General features: G+C 35.9%; 16 protein-coding genes. 6 read left to right on the forward strand and 10 right to left on the reverse strand.

Annotated elements, in window-relative coordinates; all coding sequences use genetic code 11:
• Positions 1-167: 167 nt before the first annotated feature.
• Entirely contained in the window at positions 168-614 is a 447-nt protein-coding gene (locus tag FLUTA_RS03455; protein WP_013685461.1) for a hypothetical protein, read from the forward strand.
• Positions 615-675: 61 nt separating this feature from the next.
• Here FLUTA_RS03455 and acs read toward each other — a convergent pair whose 3' ends face one another.
• The 6 genes from acs to FLUTA_RS03485 form a co-directional block, all read right to left on the reverse strand.
• Positions 676-2,580 (reverse strand): acetate--CoA ligase, encoded by a 1,905-nt coding sequence (gene acs / locus FLUTA_RS03460; RefSeq protein WP_013685462.1) that lies wholly within the window; start codon positions 2,578-2,580, stop codon positions 676-678.
• Positions 2,581-2,605: 25 nt separating this feature from the next.
• Positions 2,606-2,971 (reverse strand): response regulator transcription factor, encoded by a 366-nt coding sequence (locus tag FLUTA_RS03465; protein WP_013685463.1) that lies wholly within the window; start codon positions 2,969-2,971, stop codon positions 2,606-2,608.
• Positions 2,972-2,976: 5 nt separating this feature from the next.
• The gene (locus FLUTA_RS03470; RefSeq protein WP_013685464.1) at positions 2,977-5,646 is read right to left on the reverse strand and encodes an ATP-binding protein; all 2,670 of its coding nucleotides are present in this window, start codon (positions 5,644-5,646) and stop codon (positions 2,977-2,979) included.
• A gap of 99 nt (positions 5,647-5,745) precedes the next feature.
• Positions 5,746-5,940 (reverse strand): hypothetical protein, encoded by a 195-nt coding sequence (locus FLUTA_RS03475; RefSeq protein ID WP_013685465.1) that lies wholly within the window; start codon positions 5,938-5,940, stop codon positions 5,746-5,748.
• Positions 5,941-5,970: 30 nt separating this feature from the next.
• Positions 5,971-7,281, reverse strand: coding sequence for a hypothetical protein (locus tag FLUTA_RS03480; protein ID WP_013685466.1), 1,311 nt, complete (start codon positions 7,279-7,281; stop codon positions 5,971-5,973).
• Between the two features lie 382 nt (positions 7,282-7,663).
• Positions 7,664-8,206, reverse strand: coding sequence for a hypothetical protein (locus FLUTA_RS03485; protein ID WP_013685467.1), 543 nt, complete (start codon positions 8,204-8,206; stop codon positions 7,664-7,666).
• Positions 8,207-8,367: 161 nt separating this feature from the next.
• On the opposite strand from FLUTA_RS03485, the gene FLUTA_RS03490 reads away from it, so the two are divergent.
• Positions 8,368-9,336 carry a hypothetical protein gene (locus FLUTA_RS03490; RefSeq protein WP_013685468.1) on the forward strand — a complete coding sequence of 323 codons (969 nt, stop codon included), beginning with the start codon at positions 8,368-8,370 and terminating at the stop codon, positions 9,334-9,336.
• Here FLUTA_RS03490 and FLUTA_RS03495 read toward each other — a convergent pair.
• A complete protein-coding gene (locus FLUTA_RS03495; RefSeq protein ID WP_013685469.1) occupies positions 9,333-9,728 on the reverse strand; it encodes a hypothetical protein in 396 nt (131 codons plus the stop codon). The two genes, FLUTA_RS03490 and FLUTA_RS03495, sit on opposite strands and share 4 nt — an antisense overlap.
• 88 nt (positions 9,729-9,816) lie before the next feature.
• On the opposite strand from FLUTA_RS03495, the gene FLUTA_RS03500 reads away from it, so the two are divergent.
• From FLUTA_RS03500 to FLUTA_RS21685, 4 genes are all read left to right on the forward strand, one after another.
• Complete coding sequence (locus FLUTA_RS03500) at positions 9,817-10,827, forward strand: PorP/SprF family type IX secretion system membrane protein (protein WP_013685470.1); 1,011 nt, start codon at positions 9,817-9,819, stop codon at positions 10,825-10,827.
• Positions 10,809-13,052: a tetratricopeptide repeat protein gene (locus FLUTA_RS03505; protein ID WP_013685471.1), complete on the forward strand. Its 2,244-nt coding sequence runs from the start codon at positions 10,809-10,811 to the stop codon at positions 13,050-13,052. Before FLUTA_RS03500 ends, FLUTA_RS03505 begins: the two co-directional genes overlap by 19 nt.
• 65 nt (positions 13,053-13,117) lie before the next feature.
• Positions 13,118-14,377, forward strand: coding sequence for an acyltransferase family protein (locus FLUTA_RS03510; RefSeq protein WP_013685472.1), 1,260 nt, complete (start codon positions 13,118-13,120; stop codon positions 14,375-14,377).
• Positions 14,370-15,401: a PKD domain-containing protein gene (locus tag FLUTA_RS21685; protein WP_013685473.1), complete on the forward strand. Its 1,032-nt coding sequence runs from the start codon at positions 14,370-14,372 to the stop codon at positions 15,399-15,401. The genes FLUTA_RS03510 and FLUTA_RS21685 overlap by 8 nt, the downstream gene beginning before the upstream one ends.
• Positions 15,402-15,412: 11 nt before the next feature.
• Here the strand turns inward: FLUTA_RS21685 and FLUTA_RS03520 are convergent, their stop codons facing one another.
• Genes FLUTA_RS03520 through greA form a run of 3 tightly spaced genes read right to left on the reverse strand, consistent with a single transcriptional unit; the run spans position 15,413 to position 17,052 of the window.
• A complete protein-coding gene (locus tag FLUTA_RS03520) occupies positions 15,413-16,186 on the reverse strand; it encodes an SGNH/GDSL hydrolase family protein (protein ID WP_013685474.1) in 774 nt (257 codons plus the stop codon).
• Positions 16,187-16,189: 3 nt separating this feature from the next.
• Complete coding sequence (locus FLUTA_RS03525) at positions 16,190-16,579, reverse strand: HIT family protein (protein WP_013685475.1); 390 nt, start codon at positions 16,577-16,579, stop codon at positions 16,190-16,192.
• Positions 16,579-17,052: a transcription elongation factor GreA gene (gene greA, locus FLUTA_RS03530; RefSeq protein WP_013685476.1), complete on the reverse strand. Its 474-nt coding sequence runs from the start codon at positions 17,050-17,052 to the stop codon at positions 16,579-16,581. The genes FLUTA_RS03525 and greA overlap by 1 nt, the downstream gene beginning before the upstream one ends.
• Between the last annotated feature and the right edge of the window lie 111 nt (positions 17,053-17,163).

Here is a 17,163-nt window from a genome sequence, read left to right on the forward strand (position 1 = left end):
ACCTATTGCGGTTCGACAATTAGAACATTGAACAAATACTAGAGGATTATCTAATCCAATAACTTTTTGACTGGATAATTCAAAGGCTGTGTTTTGACACGTGGGGCATTTACTTGGATACATAGAATAGTGAATTAATGATTAATACCCTAAATTTACAATAAAATATGTTTTTTGATCATTTTGGGTTACATAGGGTGGTCATTACCATAATTATTACAATTATTGGAATTGGTTTTTTCACTCCTTATTTTCTAAATGCAAAAAAATCATTTATAGCTTATCAAAATAAAAACATCACACTCGGGGACTATGCCAATCCTCGAACTATTTCTCAGGTTCAATTATTAATCAAATCAGACACAATTCCGTTAGACGATTCCCAAATGTTTATTCAAATGATTGGAAAAGCTTCTTACCAAAAAGGAATTTGGAAATACCAAAAATCAATAAAAATACTTTTTAAGAATAGAAACGGAACCAAAGACAGCATCCTAAGTAATGGAGAATTATTTGAAACATCAAAAGGAAAATTTTTCAAAACGGAAGAAAACATCATCGAAAAATATCTTCAAATATCAAACGTATTGTTAACCATTCCGAACAGACACTGAAATAGAAAAAATCCCCTTTAAAATGCAAAAGGGAATTCTCATATAAATCTCTATTTAATTTCTACAACGCCTTCTCCACGATTTCATCAACCACCAAAGGATCTAGCAATGTGGAAGTATCTCCAATACTTGTCATATCGCCTTCAGCGATTTTACGCAAGATGCGTCGCATGATTTTTCCTGAACGTGTTTTGGGTAATCCTGTTACGAATTGAATCTTTTCAGGGACAGCTATTTTACCAATTTCCGAAACTACTGATTCTAAAATTTCTGCGCGTGCAAACTCCTGTTCTTCTACCGGCACTTCGTGTTCACAAACAACAAAAGCATAAATAGATTGACCTTTCACAGGATGTGGATAACCCACAACTGCAGATTCAATGACTAACTTATTGGTGTTGATTGCATTTTCAATTTCGGCAGTTCCAAAACGGTGACCTGAAACGTTGATTACATCATCAATTCGTCCAATGATTCGATACATTCCATTTTCATCTCGTTTTGCACCATCACCTGTGAAGTAATAACCATCGTAATGCGAGAAGTAAGTAACCCGACAACGCTCGTGATCTCCGTAAGTGGTTCTTAAGATAGAAGGCCACGGGAATTTGATACACAAATAACCTTCTTGATCCGCACCTTCAATCTCTTTTCCTTCTTGGTTCAACAAAACGGGTTGTATTCCAGGTAAAGGATAACCAGCAAACGTCGGCTTTTGAGGCGAAATATTTCCAATTCCTGAAATCATAATTCCTCCAGTTTCAGTTTGCCACCAGTTATCAACTACTGGGCAACGACCTTTACCAACATGTAAATGATACCATTTCCAAGCTTCTTCATTGATTGGTTCGCCTACCGTTCCGATTATTTTCAGGGAATCTAAACTATATGACAAAACATGATCATCTCCACAAGCCATCAATGCGCGAATTGCAGTTGGAGCAGTTAAAAACTGATTCACCCCATATTTATCAATTACTTGCCAAAAACGACCCGCATCTGGATAAGTTGGTACACCTTCAAACATAACAGTAGTTGCTCCGCAAAGTAAAGGTCCATAAACAATGTATGAATGTCCAGTTATCCAACCGATATCTGCTGTACACCAAAACACATCACTTTCTTCATATTGATACACATTCTGAAAGGAATATGCAGTATAAACCATATAACCACCACAAGTATGAACAACGCCTTTTGGTTTTCCCGTAGAACCTGAAGTGTATAAAATGAATAACGGATCCTCTGCATCCATTTCTTCTGGCACACATTTCTTTTCATGACCAGCAATTGCATCAGACCACCAAATATCCCTTCCTTCTTCCATATGAGGCAACCAGCCCAAGCAATCAAAAACGATTACTTTCTCTACACACTCCACTTTTTCTAATGCCTCATCCACAACTCGTTTCACTGGAATTTGCTTTGGACCACGATTCAAGCCATCAGAAGTAATAATCAATTTTGCTTGCGCATCCTCAATTCTATCTGCCAAAGCATTTGCAGAAAACCCTGCAAAAACCACCGAATGAATAGCTCCAATTCGAGCACACGCCATCACAGCGATTGATAACTCTGGAATCATCGGCATGTAGATACAAACACGATCTCCTTTTTTTACACCTTGTGCTTTCAATGCATTTGAGAACACGCAAACTTGTTCATACAACTCACGATAAGTGTAACGCACGAAACGTTGCTTCGGATCATTTGGTTCCCAAATTAACGCCAATTTATTTCCGCGTTTTTCCAAGTGACGATCCAACATGTTTTCAGTAATATTGAGCTTTGCACCTTTAAACCATTTGATATCGGGCTCAGTAAAGTTCCATTCAAGAACTTTATCCCACTTCTTCATCCATTGAAATTCATTGGCAATCTCTTCCCAAAAACCTTCCGGATTAGAAACACTCAAAGCATATTTTTCATGATATTCTTCCAGGGATTTAATTTGCATGTTATTCATAGTTCCAGTTTTATTTAGTTTTAGTTTATAGCAATTCAATGATTTCTACCAATAGTTGCTTGGTACTAAATGGTTTGGTCACATATTTATCTGCCCCCATACTTAATCCTTTCGAAATATCTTCAGGGCGTGACTTTGCGGAAAGAAAAATAATCTTTGTATGACTAAATTTCGGATTCGATTTGATTGTCTGACACACATCATATCCATCAATATCAGGCATCATGATATCCAAGATTATCAAATCTGGTGTATGTTCATTTGCCACACTCAAAGCTTCCATACCATTTCTCGCAATTAGAGGTACAAACCCTTTCCGCCTCACTAAGTAGTCTAACGACAATACAATGTTGGGCTCATCGTCTACTATCAATATCTTTTTTCCTGTCATACTCTTTAATCTCTATTCTGGGTAAATGGAATACTAAAGGTAAATACCGATCCTTCAGGGTCATTTGTATTCACACCAATTTTTCCTTCATGAAGTTGAATGATTTTTTTTGAAATTGCCAATCCCAAACCACTTCCTTTTGGTTTTCGCATGGTTTGATTTTTTGCTTGAAAGAATTTCTCAAAAATAATTTCACGCAATTCCGGAATAACACCTGGCCCGTTGTCGGCAATTTTCACTTGAAGCAAAGAACCTATTCGAGAAATATCCACCCACACTTTCCCGCTTTCTTTATCGCAATACTTCGCAGCATTGGCTAACAAATTCAATACGACCTGTGTAATTCGATCATGATCTGCTTCCAAATCTGGAAGGTTTTCCTCAATATCAATACAGACTTGAATATTATTTTGCTTGAAAACACCATCTAATGATTGCAAACAATGCTGCATCAATTCCGAAATATCGACCTTATCAATGATTAATTGATGCTTTCCAGATTCAAAATTCTCCAAATCCAACACCTGAGAAATCAAACGGGTCATGCGATTGGATTCTTTCAAGATCGTATTCAAAAACTCCTTTTTTATTTCCTCAGGCATAGCATCTTCTTCATCTGAAAGCAATTCGCTCAGTGCTTTTATGGAGGTCAAAGGAGTGCGCATTTCATGAGTTACTGTATACAAAAATTCATCTTTCAACAAATCATTTTCTTTCATTCTGAAATTGGCCAATTTCAAAGCTTCAGAAACGCGTTTTAACTCATCTGTGCGTTGCTGTAATTCTTTGTTTACCGCAATGATTTTTTGAGATTCTTCCAAAATATTCACCACATCTTCCATTGATAACTTTTCCTCCTTCACCACCGATGAAATCAAAATTTTAGCAGAAGAAGCGCCCACAATCGGACTTAACATTTTCTCCGAATACCCAATCAATCTCGAATCCAATTCATCCTGATCTTCCAAATTAATTCCTTGCTTTTGCGCAAAATGATTCAATTCAGCAGTTACTCTTCGTTCGCCTAAAAATCGTGACAAAAGCGATTTAATATCTGGAAAAAAGGCCGTTCCTTTCCAAACCACTCCTGAATCCACCTCTGTGGAATAATTCATGATATCTACATAAAGTGTTGCTTGATTTTGCTCCAAAGCAGTTTGCTTCGTCAAAATAGATCCTGCAATGTAGCCCAACGTATTCAACAACAAACTCCAAAATAAAACGGTAGTGATCAAATCACCTTCTGGGCGAATAGAATGATGTCCAGTTCCAAACACCCCATGTACGTTTAAATTTAGAATGGTAGGTCCAATCAAAAAAATCAACCAAACAGAAAAACCCAGGGAAATTCCAATAATTGCACCATATTTATTCCCCAATTTCCAAAAAATTCCTCCAAGAATAGCTGGAGAAAATTGTGCAACAGCTACAAATGAAACTAATCCAATGGAAATTAACGTGAAGTCTGCAACAACTAACTTGTGATACAAATACGCCAATAGCAATACCACAAAAATGCTCAAGCGTCTAAAAAACACGGGGATTTTGTGATTTCGATCCTTAAAACGATTCAAAACGAAGCGATTATTGATAAAACTTGGCATCAGAATAGCATTCGAAACCATTTTACTCAAAGCATGTGTTGCAACGATAATCATTCCACTTGCAGCAGAGAATCCACCCAACAAAACCAACAAAGCCATCCATCCATTATTCAAATGAATCGGAATAGAAAGCATGTACATATCGGGATTCATTTTATGTCCAGCAAACATATTATTCCCAACAATAGCAATTGGAATTACAAATAAATTGATCAACAACAAATAAATTGGAAACATCCAAATAGCTCTTTTTACTTTTCGTTCATTTGCTGCCGTAACCACACCCAATTCAAACTGACGTGGTAAAAACAAAAAGGCCAAAGCGGATAAAAATATCATTCCAAACCACTGTCCATAATCATTATTCGGATTCAACTTTAACTTACTTGCATCAAAATCTGCAAACAATTGTGGCTTATCACTTGCATACAAAACAATGTAAACTCCGAAGAATAAAAAAACAATCAATTTCACAATGGATTCAAGCGCAATTGCACCAACTAATCCTGTATTTTGTTCTTTTTCTTGAAAGCGTTTCGTAGTGAAGATTATGATGAAATACCCCAATCCGAGTGTCACTAAAAAGCTGGTATCAACGTAACTCAGCCAATCATTCTGCTCCGTTCCATTGTTAGTCACGATTGTTTCGATAGCCTTATCAATTCCCGTAATTTGAAGTGCGATGTAGGGAATAATTCCCAACATTAAAAGAATAGCTACTAAACGGTTCAAGCCAATACTTTTATCGTAGCGATTGGCAATAAAATCAGAAAGCGATGAAATTCCCTGAGCTCTCGAGATACGAATAAACTTGCGGTAAATGAACCACAAAAACGGCATCAAGATAACTGGGCCAATATAAATAGTGAGGAATTGAATATTATACGCTGAAGCTCCTCCTACACTTCCAAAGAATGTCCATGCGGTGCAATAAACAGCCAAGGAAAGCGCGTAAATAGTGGGGGAATTCGCAACTCTCAATCTCAATCTAGTAGACGCATCTATCCTATATGCCACGAAAAACAGCATTGCTAGATACGCCACTATGACTAAAACAATTAAGCCACTCATTTAATTTTTCATTTTACATGAAAAATAGTTCAATCAATTAAAAGGGTTCAAATTAATCCTCTTTGAACGTTTAAACTCTTTCAACTTTGAACTTGTTTTTCATTCTTTAATTCGTTTGGCAATGAGAAAACCGACCACACTGATGCATAACACTACCCCAGAGAAATAAATCAGCAAAGCCGGAATTCCCAACCAAACTTTTCCTTCCATCAAATGAATGATTGGATAATTAAACAAAACGAAACCAAGTAACCCAAGCAAAAAGTAGCTCGTTTGAATTTTACGTTTATCCATCTTTTTCGTTTATCTGAAAGATACATCAATTTATAGGTAAACCATCAATTGAATAGTTACCTCATTTTTATAATTCACACTTTCTATGTTTGTAAAATCAGGACGTGCCCGATAGTTCAGTGTCACCTTCGAATGATGTCCTGCTAAATAAATATTCAATCCTGCGTCTAGCGTATTTACAGGCACTAAATTATCTGCTGCATTGCGCAGCCCAACAAATCGAGCATGTGAAAACGATCCACACACTTGAAAACGAGTTTTCATTTTAAATTCGGGTAACAAATAACCAACCTGTCCGAAAAATATCTGTCCTGTTCCAAGAGTTGGTAAAGCATTTCCCCGCAAAGCACCACCTCCATCTGCGGTATTTAATATTCCAATGTGTCTTACATAGTCTTTTCCAAAATTGTAATTGTAGTAACTTCCATAAAAAGTAATTGCATCCTTCCTTTTAGACAAAGGCATATCCAAAAACACATCCGCTCCAAGTTGAAGTTGATCTTGAGTCACGGTATCTCCTGCGTCATTTCGGTGCCACATACCATCTTTCCAATGATCAAATCCTACTCCGATATTGAACACCTTCTTTGTACCCAAATATGTTCCAACCATAAAAGGAAGCAAGTTACTTTCCTCTTCCAAAAATGCGTAGTTAAAATATCCAGCCGTACTCCAAGAACGATTATAAGGATTGTAATCAGAAACGTTTGTGGCTATCGCTTTCGCTTCATTCGCTTGAAAAGGATCATTTGCGGATACACGATAATCCAACTTACCTATTTTCCCTTTTGCAAACACACCCAAATAGCGTCCAAACTGATCGCTTTTATCAATATTGTACCAATTGAAAATCGGAGCATCTTGTCCTAAGAAATTTAAGGTGCTGGTATTTGCCATCCTGGAAACTCCATTCCAGTAATGCAATCCTCCACCAATGTTTAAAAAACGTTTAAAAACAGTGTATTCAACGTATGCATCATGCAAGAACATTTGGGGCTTCTTTCCATTTACAGACGAAACACCTCCACTAAACGTATTTTGATTATTAATTCCAAAATGGGTTAAAATCAAAAACCGATCACCTAATTGAGAATACGTTAAGAATCTAGACCGTCTTAAAGCAATATCATACGATTCATTGATTGGTTTCCCCGCAAGAGTACTTCCATCGTTATTCTGATTGTATTTTAAATAAACCTGATGCCAAGTTATGAATCGGATATATTTTGATCCGTCTTCGCTTAATTTCACTTTTAACCCACCTTCATAAGATGGGAGCCCTTGTCCAAAAACAGAACTCATACAGAATGAGATAGCTCCAAAAAGTAGTAGATGTTTCATTTCTCTTTTGAATTTTCGTTAATAACTTGGATAGCACAGCTAAGAGACAAAAAAATGAATGCATCTCAAAAAAAGATATAGTTAATTGCTTAGTATATATTTTTCCTTTAAAATCGATAAAATTAGAAGCTAATGAAAATAAAAACTGAAAAATAAAAAAAATAAAAAAACTTAAACAATTGAAATATAATTATTTAAGTAAAATATATTCATTTTGTAAAGCTATATTATTTTAGCAAAAAAGTATCAACTACACTCAAACCTCTTAAACCGTTTGTAAGAGGTTTCAAGTTTTATTCCTTGATTCACAATCAAAAATCGGTTGAGTTCACCTCAGAGGAAAGCCCCATAAACAAAAAATCCCGGATTTCCGGGATTTCATTTATTCATCAATTTTGTATTTCTTAAAGAAGGAATCCCAATCCCACAGGAAGTTAATCATGATTTGATCCATTCGTTTGAGGAATAGCGGATTGGGTGATTGTAAGCGTTTGAAGTATTCATCTTGAAAATCATTCAAATCATATTTTTGGAATACTGCTTTAGACATCGCATAAACCATATTTTTTGAAGGATGGTTGATTCGCTGCATAAATTTCTGATATTCTCTAACTTTCGATTCTGCATCAACAGCAGATACCCCCATCAAAGAACCCATTTGTTCAAAAATGATTTTCTCAATCCGAGTTGCTTGAACGGTTTCAAAAGTTGTTTCTAAAGATGAAATATTCGCAACGACAACTATCATTGTGAATTGTCCATTGCGTTCAACCGGAATCGAAGGCGAAGAAACAAACGCTAAATCCTCATTAATTAGATCTGCAACCTCAACAAATCCATTGTCGACTATTTCGAAGATTCCATTTAAGAAAACATTCGCTAATTGTGTGTCTGACAATCTCTTTTTTAATAGTGTCCCTAGCATAGGCCTGCATTATATCGTTCTTACAAATTTAGGTGGGAAGAAGCTCCTTTTTTCACAACATGTTACTTAAATGTTAACTAAGTTATTAACATTCATTCTTCAACTATTCACAATTCATGAACTATTCTAAATTTAGGTTGTATCTTTATGAAAAGCACGGTATGAAATTTTGTCAATTTATTGTCTTTTTACCTATTCTATTGAATCTTTCAGCGTGTTCTACAGAAGACGAAAATGGTTCTAATGAGAAAACTCCCAATAGACTAACACTTTCTGGAAATCAGCAAAGAGATACTGTATTCTTAGATTTCGACATTCCAGAGCGAATCATTTTAGCACAAAGAACTGGTAAATTGGAACGTCTGTTGGAAAATCCTGAACTCAAAAAAAACAGTCTCATCGTTCAATTTGATGATTACGATGCTTTTGTTGAAATCAGTGGTGAAAAGGAAACTTTAAAAGATGAAATAACAAATGCTTTCAATAACGCTCCGAAATCTTTGCAGGCTATTGAGAAAAAATGGCGTGATTTTGCAAACAAACTTAGCCCCGACAAATTAATGCCTAATTTCCCTAAAATTGAATATAAAGAGGAGGCTGAATTTATTGAAAAGACGCAAATCCAAGAAATTTATCAAACAATTATAAAGAAAGAACTTTCAATCAAAAACTACTTTCAAGTAAGCAAAGAAGATGGTTTCATTACAAAAGTATATGCCCACACTGATGATAACGTAAAGAAGAATACCCCCTTAATTTCTTATCATCCTAAAAAAGCAACAGTTACTACAAAAGCTTCTTTTATACTAACAAAGTCCATTCAACAAAAAATCGAAACAAACTTTGCTGTTAGAACTCCTGTTCTTGGGGAACACATTTTAAAAAAAGAAGACCATCAAATTACCTATGCAATTACACTCCGTGAAAAGGTTACTCCGAAAAATTTACCCAAGTATTTCATCATTAATCTCGATGAAAATTTATTCACCGTTCCAAAGGAATTTGTGGGGGCAAACAATACCGTTTTATTCGTTTCAGACAAAGGAACAATCAAGCGAAAAGTGAAGTATAAAAACGGAACCTATTTCTTCTCTGAATCTAAAAACACCATTACACTTCAAAGACCTTAACTTTTTTTCTTAATGAAGTAGTTATCCTGATATTCAATCGGATAACTTTGAACAACAATGGTGTCTGCTTTATAAAACAACGGCTCGTAACTATTATTTATTCCAAAAAGAATGTGATTGGGATCATCCAAAAAAGGCATTTTAGTTCTTGAAAATTTCATCTTGCGCTCCTTCTTACCATTTTTACTGAAGATAATTTGGTCTTTTTTGTTAATCACAATTGTAAATTGATTCGTGTCGTCTTTCGCAAAAGAAACAGAGCGGTCTGCAACCGATTTGTAAAATTCGTAGTCTCCTAATAAATCAGGATAGACTGTTTCAATTAATCCATCGCCTTTAAATGAACAAAGCAACAGTACAAAACTTATGATAAAAAAATACTTCCCTTTCATTCTAACGAAATTACCCAATTTAATTCATCTTCTATTCATTAGTTGATTGAAGTTGACCCTTCATTGATTTTATTGTATATTTGATTTAATGAGAAAAGGATACTCATACCTACTTACAGGATTTTTCGGATTGGCATGTAGTTTTAGCTTATTTGCTCAAGACATTCATTTTTCTCATTTGAACCGTCAACCAATTTATCAAAATCCGGCTAACACTGGTTTATTCGCTGGAGACATCCGGCTCACTGGTAATTACAAAGATCAATGGAGAAGCGTAACTGTCCCTTTCCAAACCTTTGCTTTTGCTGGTGATATGAAATGGAAAAAGAAAGGAATTAATTTTGGAGCACTCTTCTTTCACGACAATGTTGGTGATGGATTTTACCAAACAATGGAATTCCTTGGAAGTATTGCTAAAAACTTGAAATTAACCAGTGATTCATCGCAAACGCTGAGTGTTGGAATTCAAGTTGGATTAAATTATCGAAAGGTCAATATGGATAAGTTCTATTTCGATAATCAATTTAACGGACTCATTTTCGATGCAAGCTTACCAACCAATGAAGCCTATCAAAACGATAGTAGAGCAAATGTAACAAGTGCCGCAGGAGTTGTCCATTCTTTCTATTACGGGAAACATAATTCCATTAAAACTGGACTGAGTGGGCATAATCTAAACCGTCCAAATCAAGGTTTTTACGGTTCAAAAGTACTTCGTGATATTCGAGTTAGTGTTTTTTCTCAAGTAGATCATGCACTTACAAGAGAACTTGCAATTGTACCAGGAATTGGATTTAATATTCAAGGAAAATACCGAGAGCTCATTCTAGGATCACAAATTCGCTACACCTTAATAAACAAATTAGGAACTTACCGAGCAGTTGATGGTGGATTGTGGTTTCGCTCCCGAGACGCCGTGGTTGTTCGTGTTGGTCTAGCCATTCAAAACTGGTCGGTTGCAATTAGTTACGATACCAATATTTCCAAGTTAATTCCAGCAAGTACCGCTCGTGGCGGATTAGAGATTTCAGCAGAATATATCATTACTCGTTTCAAACCCAAAAAAGTCATTCACCGCGTATGCCCAGATTATATTTAGTCTTTTTTGCACTCATTTCATTTTCTAGCTTTGGTCAAAATTTATTGGGCAAGTATTTGGATTTTGCGGATGAGCAATATGCTAAAGGAGATTATATCTATGCGCTTCAATACTATGAAAAAGCGCTGGAACTCGATTCCAACAGTGTGAGTATTCTTTGGAAATATGCAGAATCCCTGCGAGCATACAAGGATTACCGCAAGGCAAGTTATTATTACAAAAAAGTATACGAAAAGGAAGAAACTGCCATTTACCCATCTAGTTTGTTGCAATGGGCATTGATGGAGAAGCAAAATGGTCATTACGCAGAAGCTATTGAATTGTTTAAACGAGCTAAAAAGAAATATGCCAAAGACAAACGAACCTACAATTACCTGAAATCAAAGCGGGAATTGGAATCGTGTTTATGGGCACAAACAGCACTAAAAGACACTTTAGACTTGGAGGAAATAGAACTTCCAAAGGGATTAAATACCGTCAATTCAGAATTTGGACATACTGTTTCTCAAGGACAGTTTGTACTCTCTTCCATGCGCAGTAAAAAGGAAAATGTAGGGGAAGAAATGCTGGATGATAATTATAAAAACCGCCTTTATTTTACCGCTTGGAAAGACAGTTTGAAAGAAGTTAATCCTGGATTATTAGAAACCCTCAACAAAGCGGATGTAAATACAGGAAATGGCTGTTTTTCTCCAGATGGAAAGCGATTCTATTACAGCAATTGCGGAGGAAATGAAAGTCAATTTAATTGTCAAATTTGGGTTTCATCTTTCCAAAACGGCAAATGGTCCAATCCAAATCCCTTGGGAGAAATCATCAATGAACCAGGAACAAATAATACAACTCCAGTCATCGCAGTGATTGAAAATGAAGAATGGTTGATCTTTTCCTCCAACCGAGAAGACGGGAAAGGAGGAATGGATTTGTACTACTCCATCATCAAAAACAATGGAAATCAATTCTCAAAAGTAAGGGCTTTGAATGCCGCGAACTCATTAGACAACGATATTAGTCCCTTTTACAATGCCGAAAAGAAACGCTTGTACTTCTCCTCTTCCTGGTACGATGGCTTTGGTGGATACGATGTATTCTATTTGGAACTTAAAAATGGCCGATTTGGAGAACCTCAAAATTTGGGGATTCCGATTAATAGTTCTGCAAATGATTTGTACTATTTCGAAGACAGAGACAGTATGTACGTTTCAAGTAATCGAATTGGAGTTCAATACGTAAAAAATCCAACGTGTTGCAGCGACATTTTCGGATTCAAACACCCTCGAATTATCATTCCAGAAACGAAAAAAGAAACCTTGGCGGAGTTGAATAAACGCTTACCCGTAACTCTTTACTTCCATAATGACGTTCCTGATCCGCGTTCCAAAGAACCAACAACAAAGGTCAATTACATCAGTAGTTATAACGATTACATTGCCATGCTCCCCGAATATAGAAAGGAATATGCAAAAGGATTGAGTGGCGAAAAAATTGTTGAGGCAGAAGAAGACATTGAAAGTTTCTTCCTACAATATGTAGAGCAAGGAGTGAAAGATTTGACCTTATTTCAAAATTTGCTTTTAGAGGAATTACAAAAAGGATTTCAAATTCGTTTGAACGTACGCGGATTTGCTTCTCCCTTAGCGAAAACGGAATACAACGTAGCTCTAACTCAAAGACGTATCATGTCATTGAATAATTATTTACGCGTTTATGACAACGGTATTTTTGCGCCTTATTTAGACGGCACATCGTCCAATGGAGGAAAATTGGAACTTGCAGGAGTTCCATTTGGCGAATACACAGCCAATCAGATTACGAGTGACAATCCAAATGACGTGAAAAATTCCGTTTTTTCTAGAGCAGCTGCAAGAGAGCGGAAAATTGAAATCCAAAGTGTGAGCTATCTAGAAACGGACTCCATATTCTTCTTTGTGGATTGCCTTCCAAACGTCATTACTCTAGGTAAAATTCAACAAACGGAGCAAAAAATTCAATTTTCGGTGTACAACAATCATGCGAAAAATTTAAAGATTAGTGCCATCAAAACAGAAGGCGATTACCTGAATTTCACCTTCAACCAAAGTATTTCACCCAAAGGAAATTCGGTGATTCAAGCAACTTCTATCAAAAAGCTCCCTGATGGCATTTTCTCCTTCCACATTCTCATTTATTTTGAAGGATATCCAACTCCCATTAAGCTAATGGTGTTAGGAGAAACACCTAAGTAGAATTTATTGATTTGAATCCCTATAGAAATCGGGATAAAATGTATCTTTGCTCGTAAATTCAAACTATGTCACTAGAAAATGGTTCGCTGCCATTAGCGGCTCGTCCTCGGTTAAAGTTTATAGATATGGCACGCTCTATTGCCATTCTAATGATGCTTGAGGGCCATTTCACAGGTTCTGCTTTGGCAGATAGATACCGCGATGACAACAATTGGCTTTTCAGTTTTTGGCACAATCTTCACGGACTTACCTCTCCTCTATTCTTTGCGGTAACAGGTGTTGTATTTATCTATTTATTAAGTCGATCTACAGACGAGCCTTTCTTTCAAAACGAACGTGTAAAAAAAGGATTTGGACGGGTGAGAATGCTTTTATTTTGGGGGTATTTCATTCAATTTGACCTGATTACTTTTGCTCGAGACACGTACTACGGGTTCGAAGATTTATTCAAAGGTGGAACACGCGGTTTTGTATATCATTTAGATTGGTTTCAAGCATTTCATGTTCTACAGTCAATCGGATTCGGAATTTTCTTCCTGCTTTTAGTTTTTGGAATTTATAAGCTCATCAAAAAAGGACCTCTTTATCTATACTATTTGATTGCAGCATTGGTCATTTTTGTTATTTATGGATACTTGAAAGAACACATCAAATTGTATGGAGTATCTGAAGGAATCAAAACTGCGAAAGATCCAAGTGCATTTATTCCTAGTGGGGCTCCTAAATTCGTTCAAAACATGATTTATGGTCAATTTTCTGATTTCAGTTTCGTGCGTTATTCCGGTTATGTATTGATGGGGGGAATGATTGGAGCAATTATCAGACAATTTGAACGTAATGTTCGTAAATGGTGGTTTGGAATCACATTTATTCTTATCGGTTTGTTCTTCAATATTGTCGGTCAATCACTCTTTCATGAATTAGATCAATTGACTGATTGGATTGGATTAACAGGGCATGGCTGCTTTGAAAACAACACAACAGGATTTGCCCGAATGGGGCAGGTTGCAATACTTTTAGGAACGTTGATGCTTGTCGATGCTAACTTTAAAATCAATGCTCCTTTATTCCTGAAAATGGGTCAAACGACTTTCCCCGTATACATTGTTCATGTGATTATTCTTTACGGTGGAATTATTGGCATAGGCCTTGATCCATCAGCATGGTATCATCGTCAATTTGATCCATGGGTAGCAATCTCAATTTCAGCATTTTTCATTACTGTATTTGTATTCATGGTGAAGTATATTGAACCATTAACAGAAACTTATTACAAAGTCTTTGGGATTTTTTACCCGAAACGAAAAAAACGTCTAAATGAATAAATTAGCTCTATTTTTTTCTTTTTTGACGGGCTGTTGTGTAGCCCAACAACCGACGAATGTCTTATTTATTGGAAATAGTTTTACGCATATGAATAATATGCCTAAGATTTTCGAACACTTAGCAAATTCGTTAGGTAAAAACGTTTATGCGGATTCCATTGCGGTAAGTGGAAGTACTTTAAAAGCACATAGTGAACGACCTAGTACTTATGCTAAAATGAAAAGACGCAAATGGGATTATGTCTTAATCCAAGGCTTTTCGCGTGAATTTGCTGAGGACAGCTCTGTGATACGCACAGAATCTATTCCATATGCCAAAATACTCATTGATAGTCTGCTCAAAACAAGCCCATGTGCTCAAATTTACTTTTACATGACTTGGGGATATGAAAAAGGATATCCAGAACAGCCTGCAAATGACACCTACGAAAAAATGCAACAACGTATTTCCAATGGATATATGCTAATGAGTGATTCCTTAAATTATCCTCTTATTCCTGTTGGAATGGTTTGGAAGAATATCCGTGAAATGCATCCTACCATTGACTTATATTTTACAGATCGTTATCACCCAAATGCATTAGGTAGTTTTACAGCTGCCTGCACCGCATATACGTCTATTTTCAAAGAGTCTCCTGTTGGTGGAACAGCACCAAAACGAGTAGATAGTACCTACTGGAAGGTCATTGAGCAAACGGCTGCAGCAATTGTATTGAAAAATTTGAATCTCTATAAACTGAATCAAACAAGGGTATTTAACATTAAAGAAACCCCAATACTTGATTTTAAGGTTAAGGAAAATTGGTTGGCTGCACAGTTTACAAATGTAAGCAACAATAAAGGCGACTATTATTGGGATTTTGGAGATGGAATAACATCGACTAAAAAGAATCCGAAACATTATTACAAAACGACAGGAACTTACACCGTAACTCTTCACATGAGGCAAAATTGCAACAACTTTAAGTTGAAGAAAATTATCACTGTATCCAATAAGGTAAAGAGGGGAAATTCAACGAAATAATATCTGATTGATTAAATGGAATCTTTCAAAAAAAAATTAAAGTCTTTTGTCTTAAATTCTTTTCCTATAAAATACTGAATCTGACTGTATTCAGTATTGTCATAAATAGAAACATTACTAGCTCCAACAGGACTTTTTCCAATAATTACGGAATACATCGTACACGCAACTAAGTATGATCCTGAATAAGACGGATGAGAGTTGTCTCTCACATACAAGTTTGATTTTGGGTACTTTAAACTATATGCCCTCCAAACTTTTCCCACTGGAATAACGGGGGTTTTATACCTGTTTCTAAGATTAGAATATCCATCTGAAACAGCCATTAGCATTGAGTCAGGATTAGCAAAGCGCTTTATTTTTCTATCCCCATTTTTATAAGGCCAAGTCATATAAAAATAAACCTTGGCTTGTTTTTGAGTTGTGTGAATTAACCCTAATAGTTTATCTAAAGCAGGAAAAGTTTTTTCTTTAAATCGAACAGAATCTCTTAGCATATCTCTAGAGGAACCTTGCAACACAATGACATCCCAATTCTCTTTTCGAAGTGCACGTTCGAGCTTTTTTCGTTTTGCTTGAAGATAAAAGGTGTATTTACCCCTTGTTATGTGTGTCACTGAAATATCATCCCCTTTTGACTTTGCAATTTCCTCAAAAAGCTTCGGCATGTTGTTTCGGTAGGTATAGCTATTACCTACAAATAAAACACGTATTGTTTTCTGCGATTCAGAACAAGAAAAACCAATAAGGAGGAATAAGAAAATATACCAGATATTTCCCTTCATTAATTATGCGTTTTGAATATCTTGTGCAATTTGAGCCAACTCTTCGTTACTCAAAGTCATTTTTTCTTGTGCAAAATTCATATCGGCTATTCCGTTTATTGGAATCAAATGAATGTGTGCATGTGGAACCTCCAAACCAATAACTGTCACCCCAATTTTGCGGCAAGGAAACACTTTTTTAATTTTATGAGAAATCGATTTTGCAAAAATCATCATATCAGCAAGTTCATCATCCTCCATATCGAAAATATAATCTATTTCCTTTTTGGGGATAACCAAAGCATGTCCTTTTCTCAAAGGCATAATATCTAAAAATGCTAAGAAGTTCTCATTCTCTGCAATTTTATGGCAAGGTATTTCCCCTGAAATGATTTTTGAAAAGATGGTTGCCATTACCTTGTGATATCCATTACTTCAAACTTCACGATTCCATTTGGTGTTTGAACATCAGCTACATCACCTACTTTCTTACCAAGGAGACCTTTTCCGATAGGAGAATCGATTGATATTTTCTTTAATTTCAAATCAGCTTCGCTTTCTGCAACAATCGTGTATTCCATTTCCATCCCGTTGTTGACATTTTTTATCTTCACACAAGACAAAATCAACACTTTTGAATTATCCATGATTGAATTATCAATGATTCTAGCTTTGGATAACAATGCGTCCATCTTTGAAATTTTCATTTCCAACAACCCTTGAGCTTCTTTTGCTGCATCATACTCAGCATTCTCTGATAAATCTCCTTTATCTCTTGCTTCAGCAATTTGTTCTGATATACGCGGACGTTGAACTGTTTTCATTTCATGCAATTCATCCTTCAACTTCTTAAGGCCTTCTTCTGTATAATATGCGAAATCTGACATAATCTTTTATTCTGTTATAAGCTATAAATAACAACAAGAGAGCCCAATGGACTCTCCTGTTACAACAAATATATGTTTTTTTATCTATCGAAACAATATCATTTCTCTTAT

The organism is Fluviicola taffensis DSM 16823 (assembly GCF_000194605.1).
Taxonomy (GTDB): Bacteria; Bacteroidota; Bacteroidia; order Flavobacteriales_D; family Crocinitomicaceae; genus Fluviicola; species Fluviicola taffensis.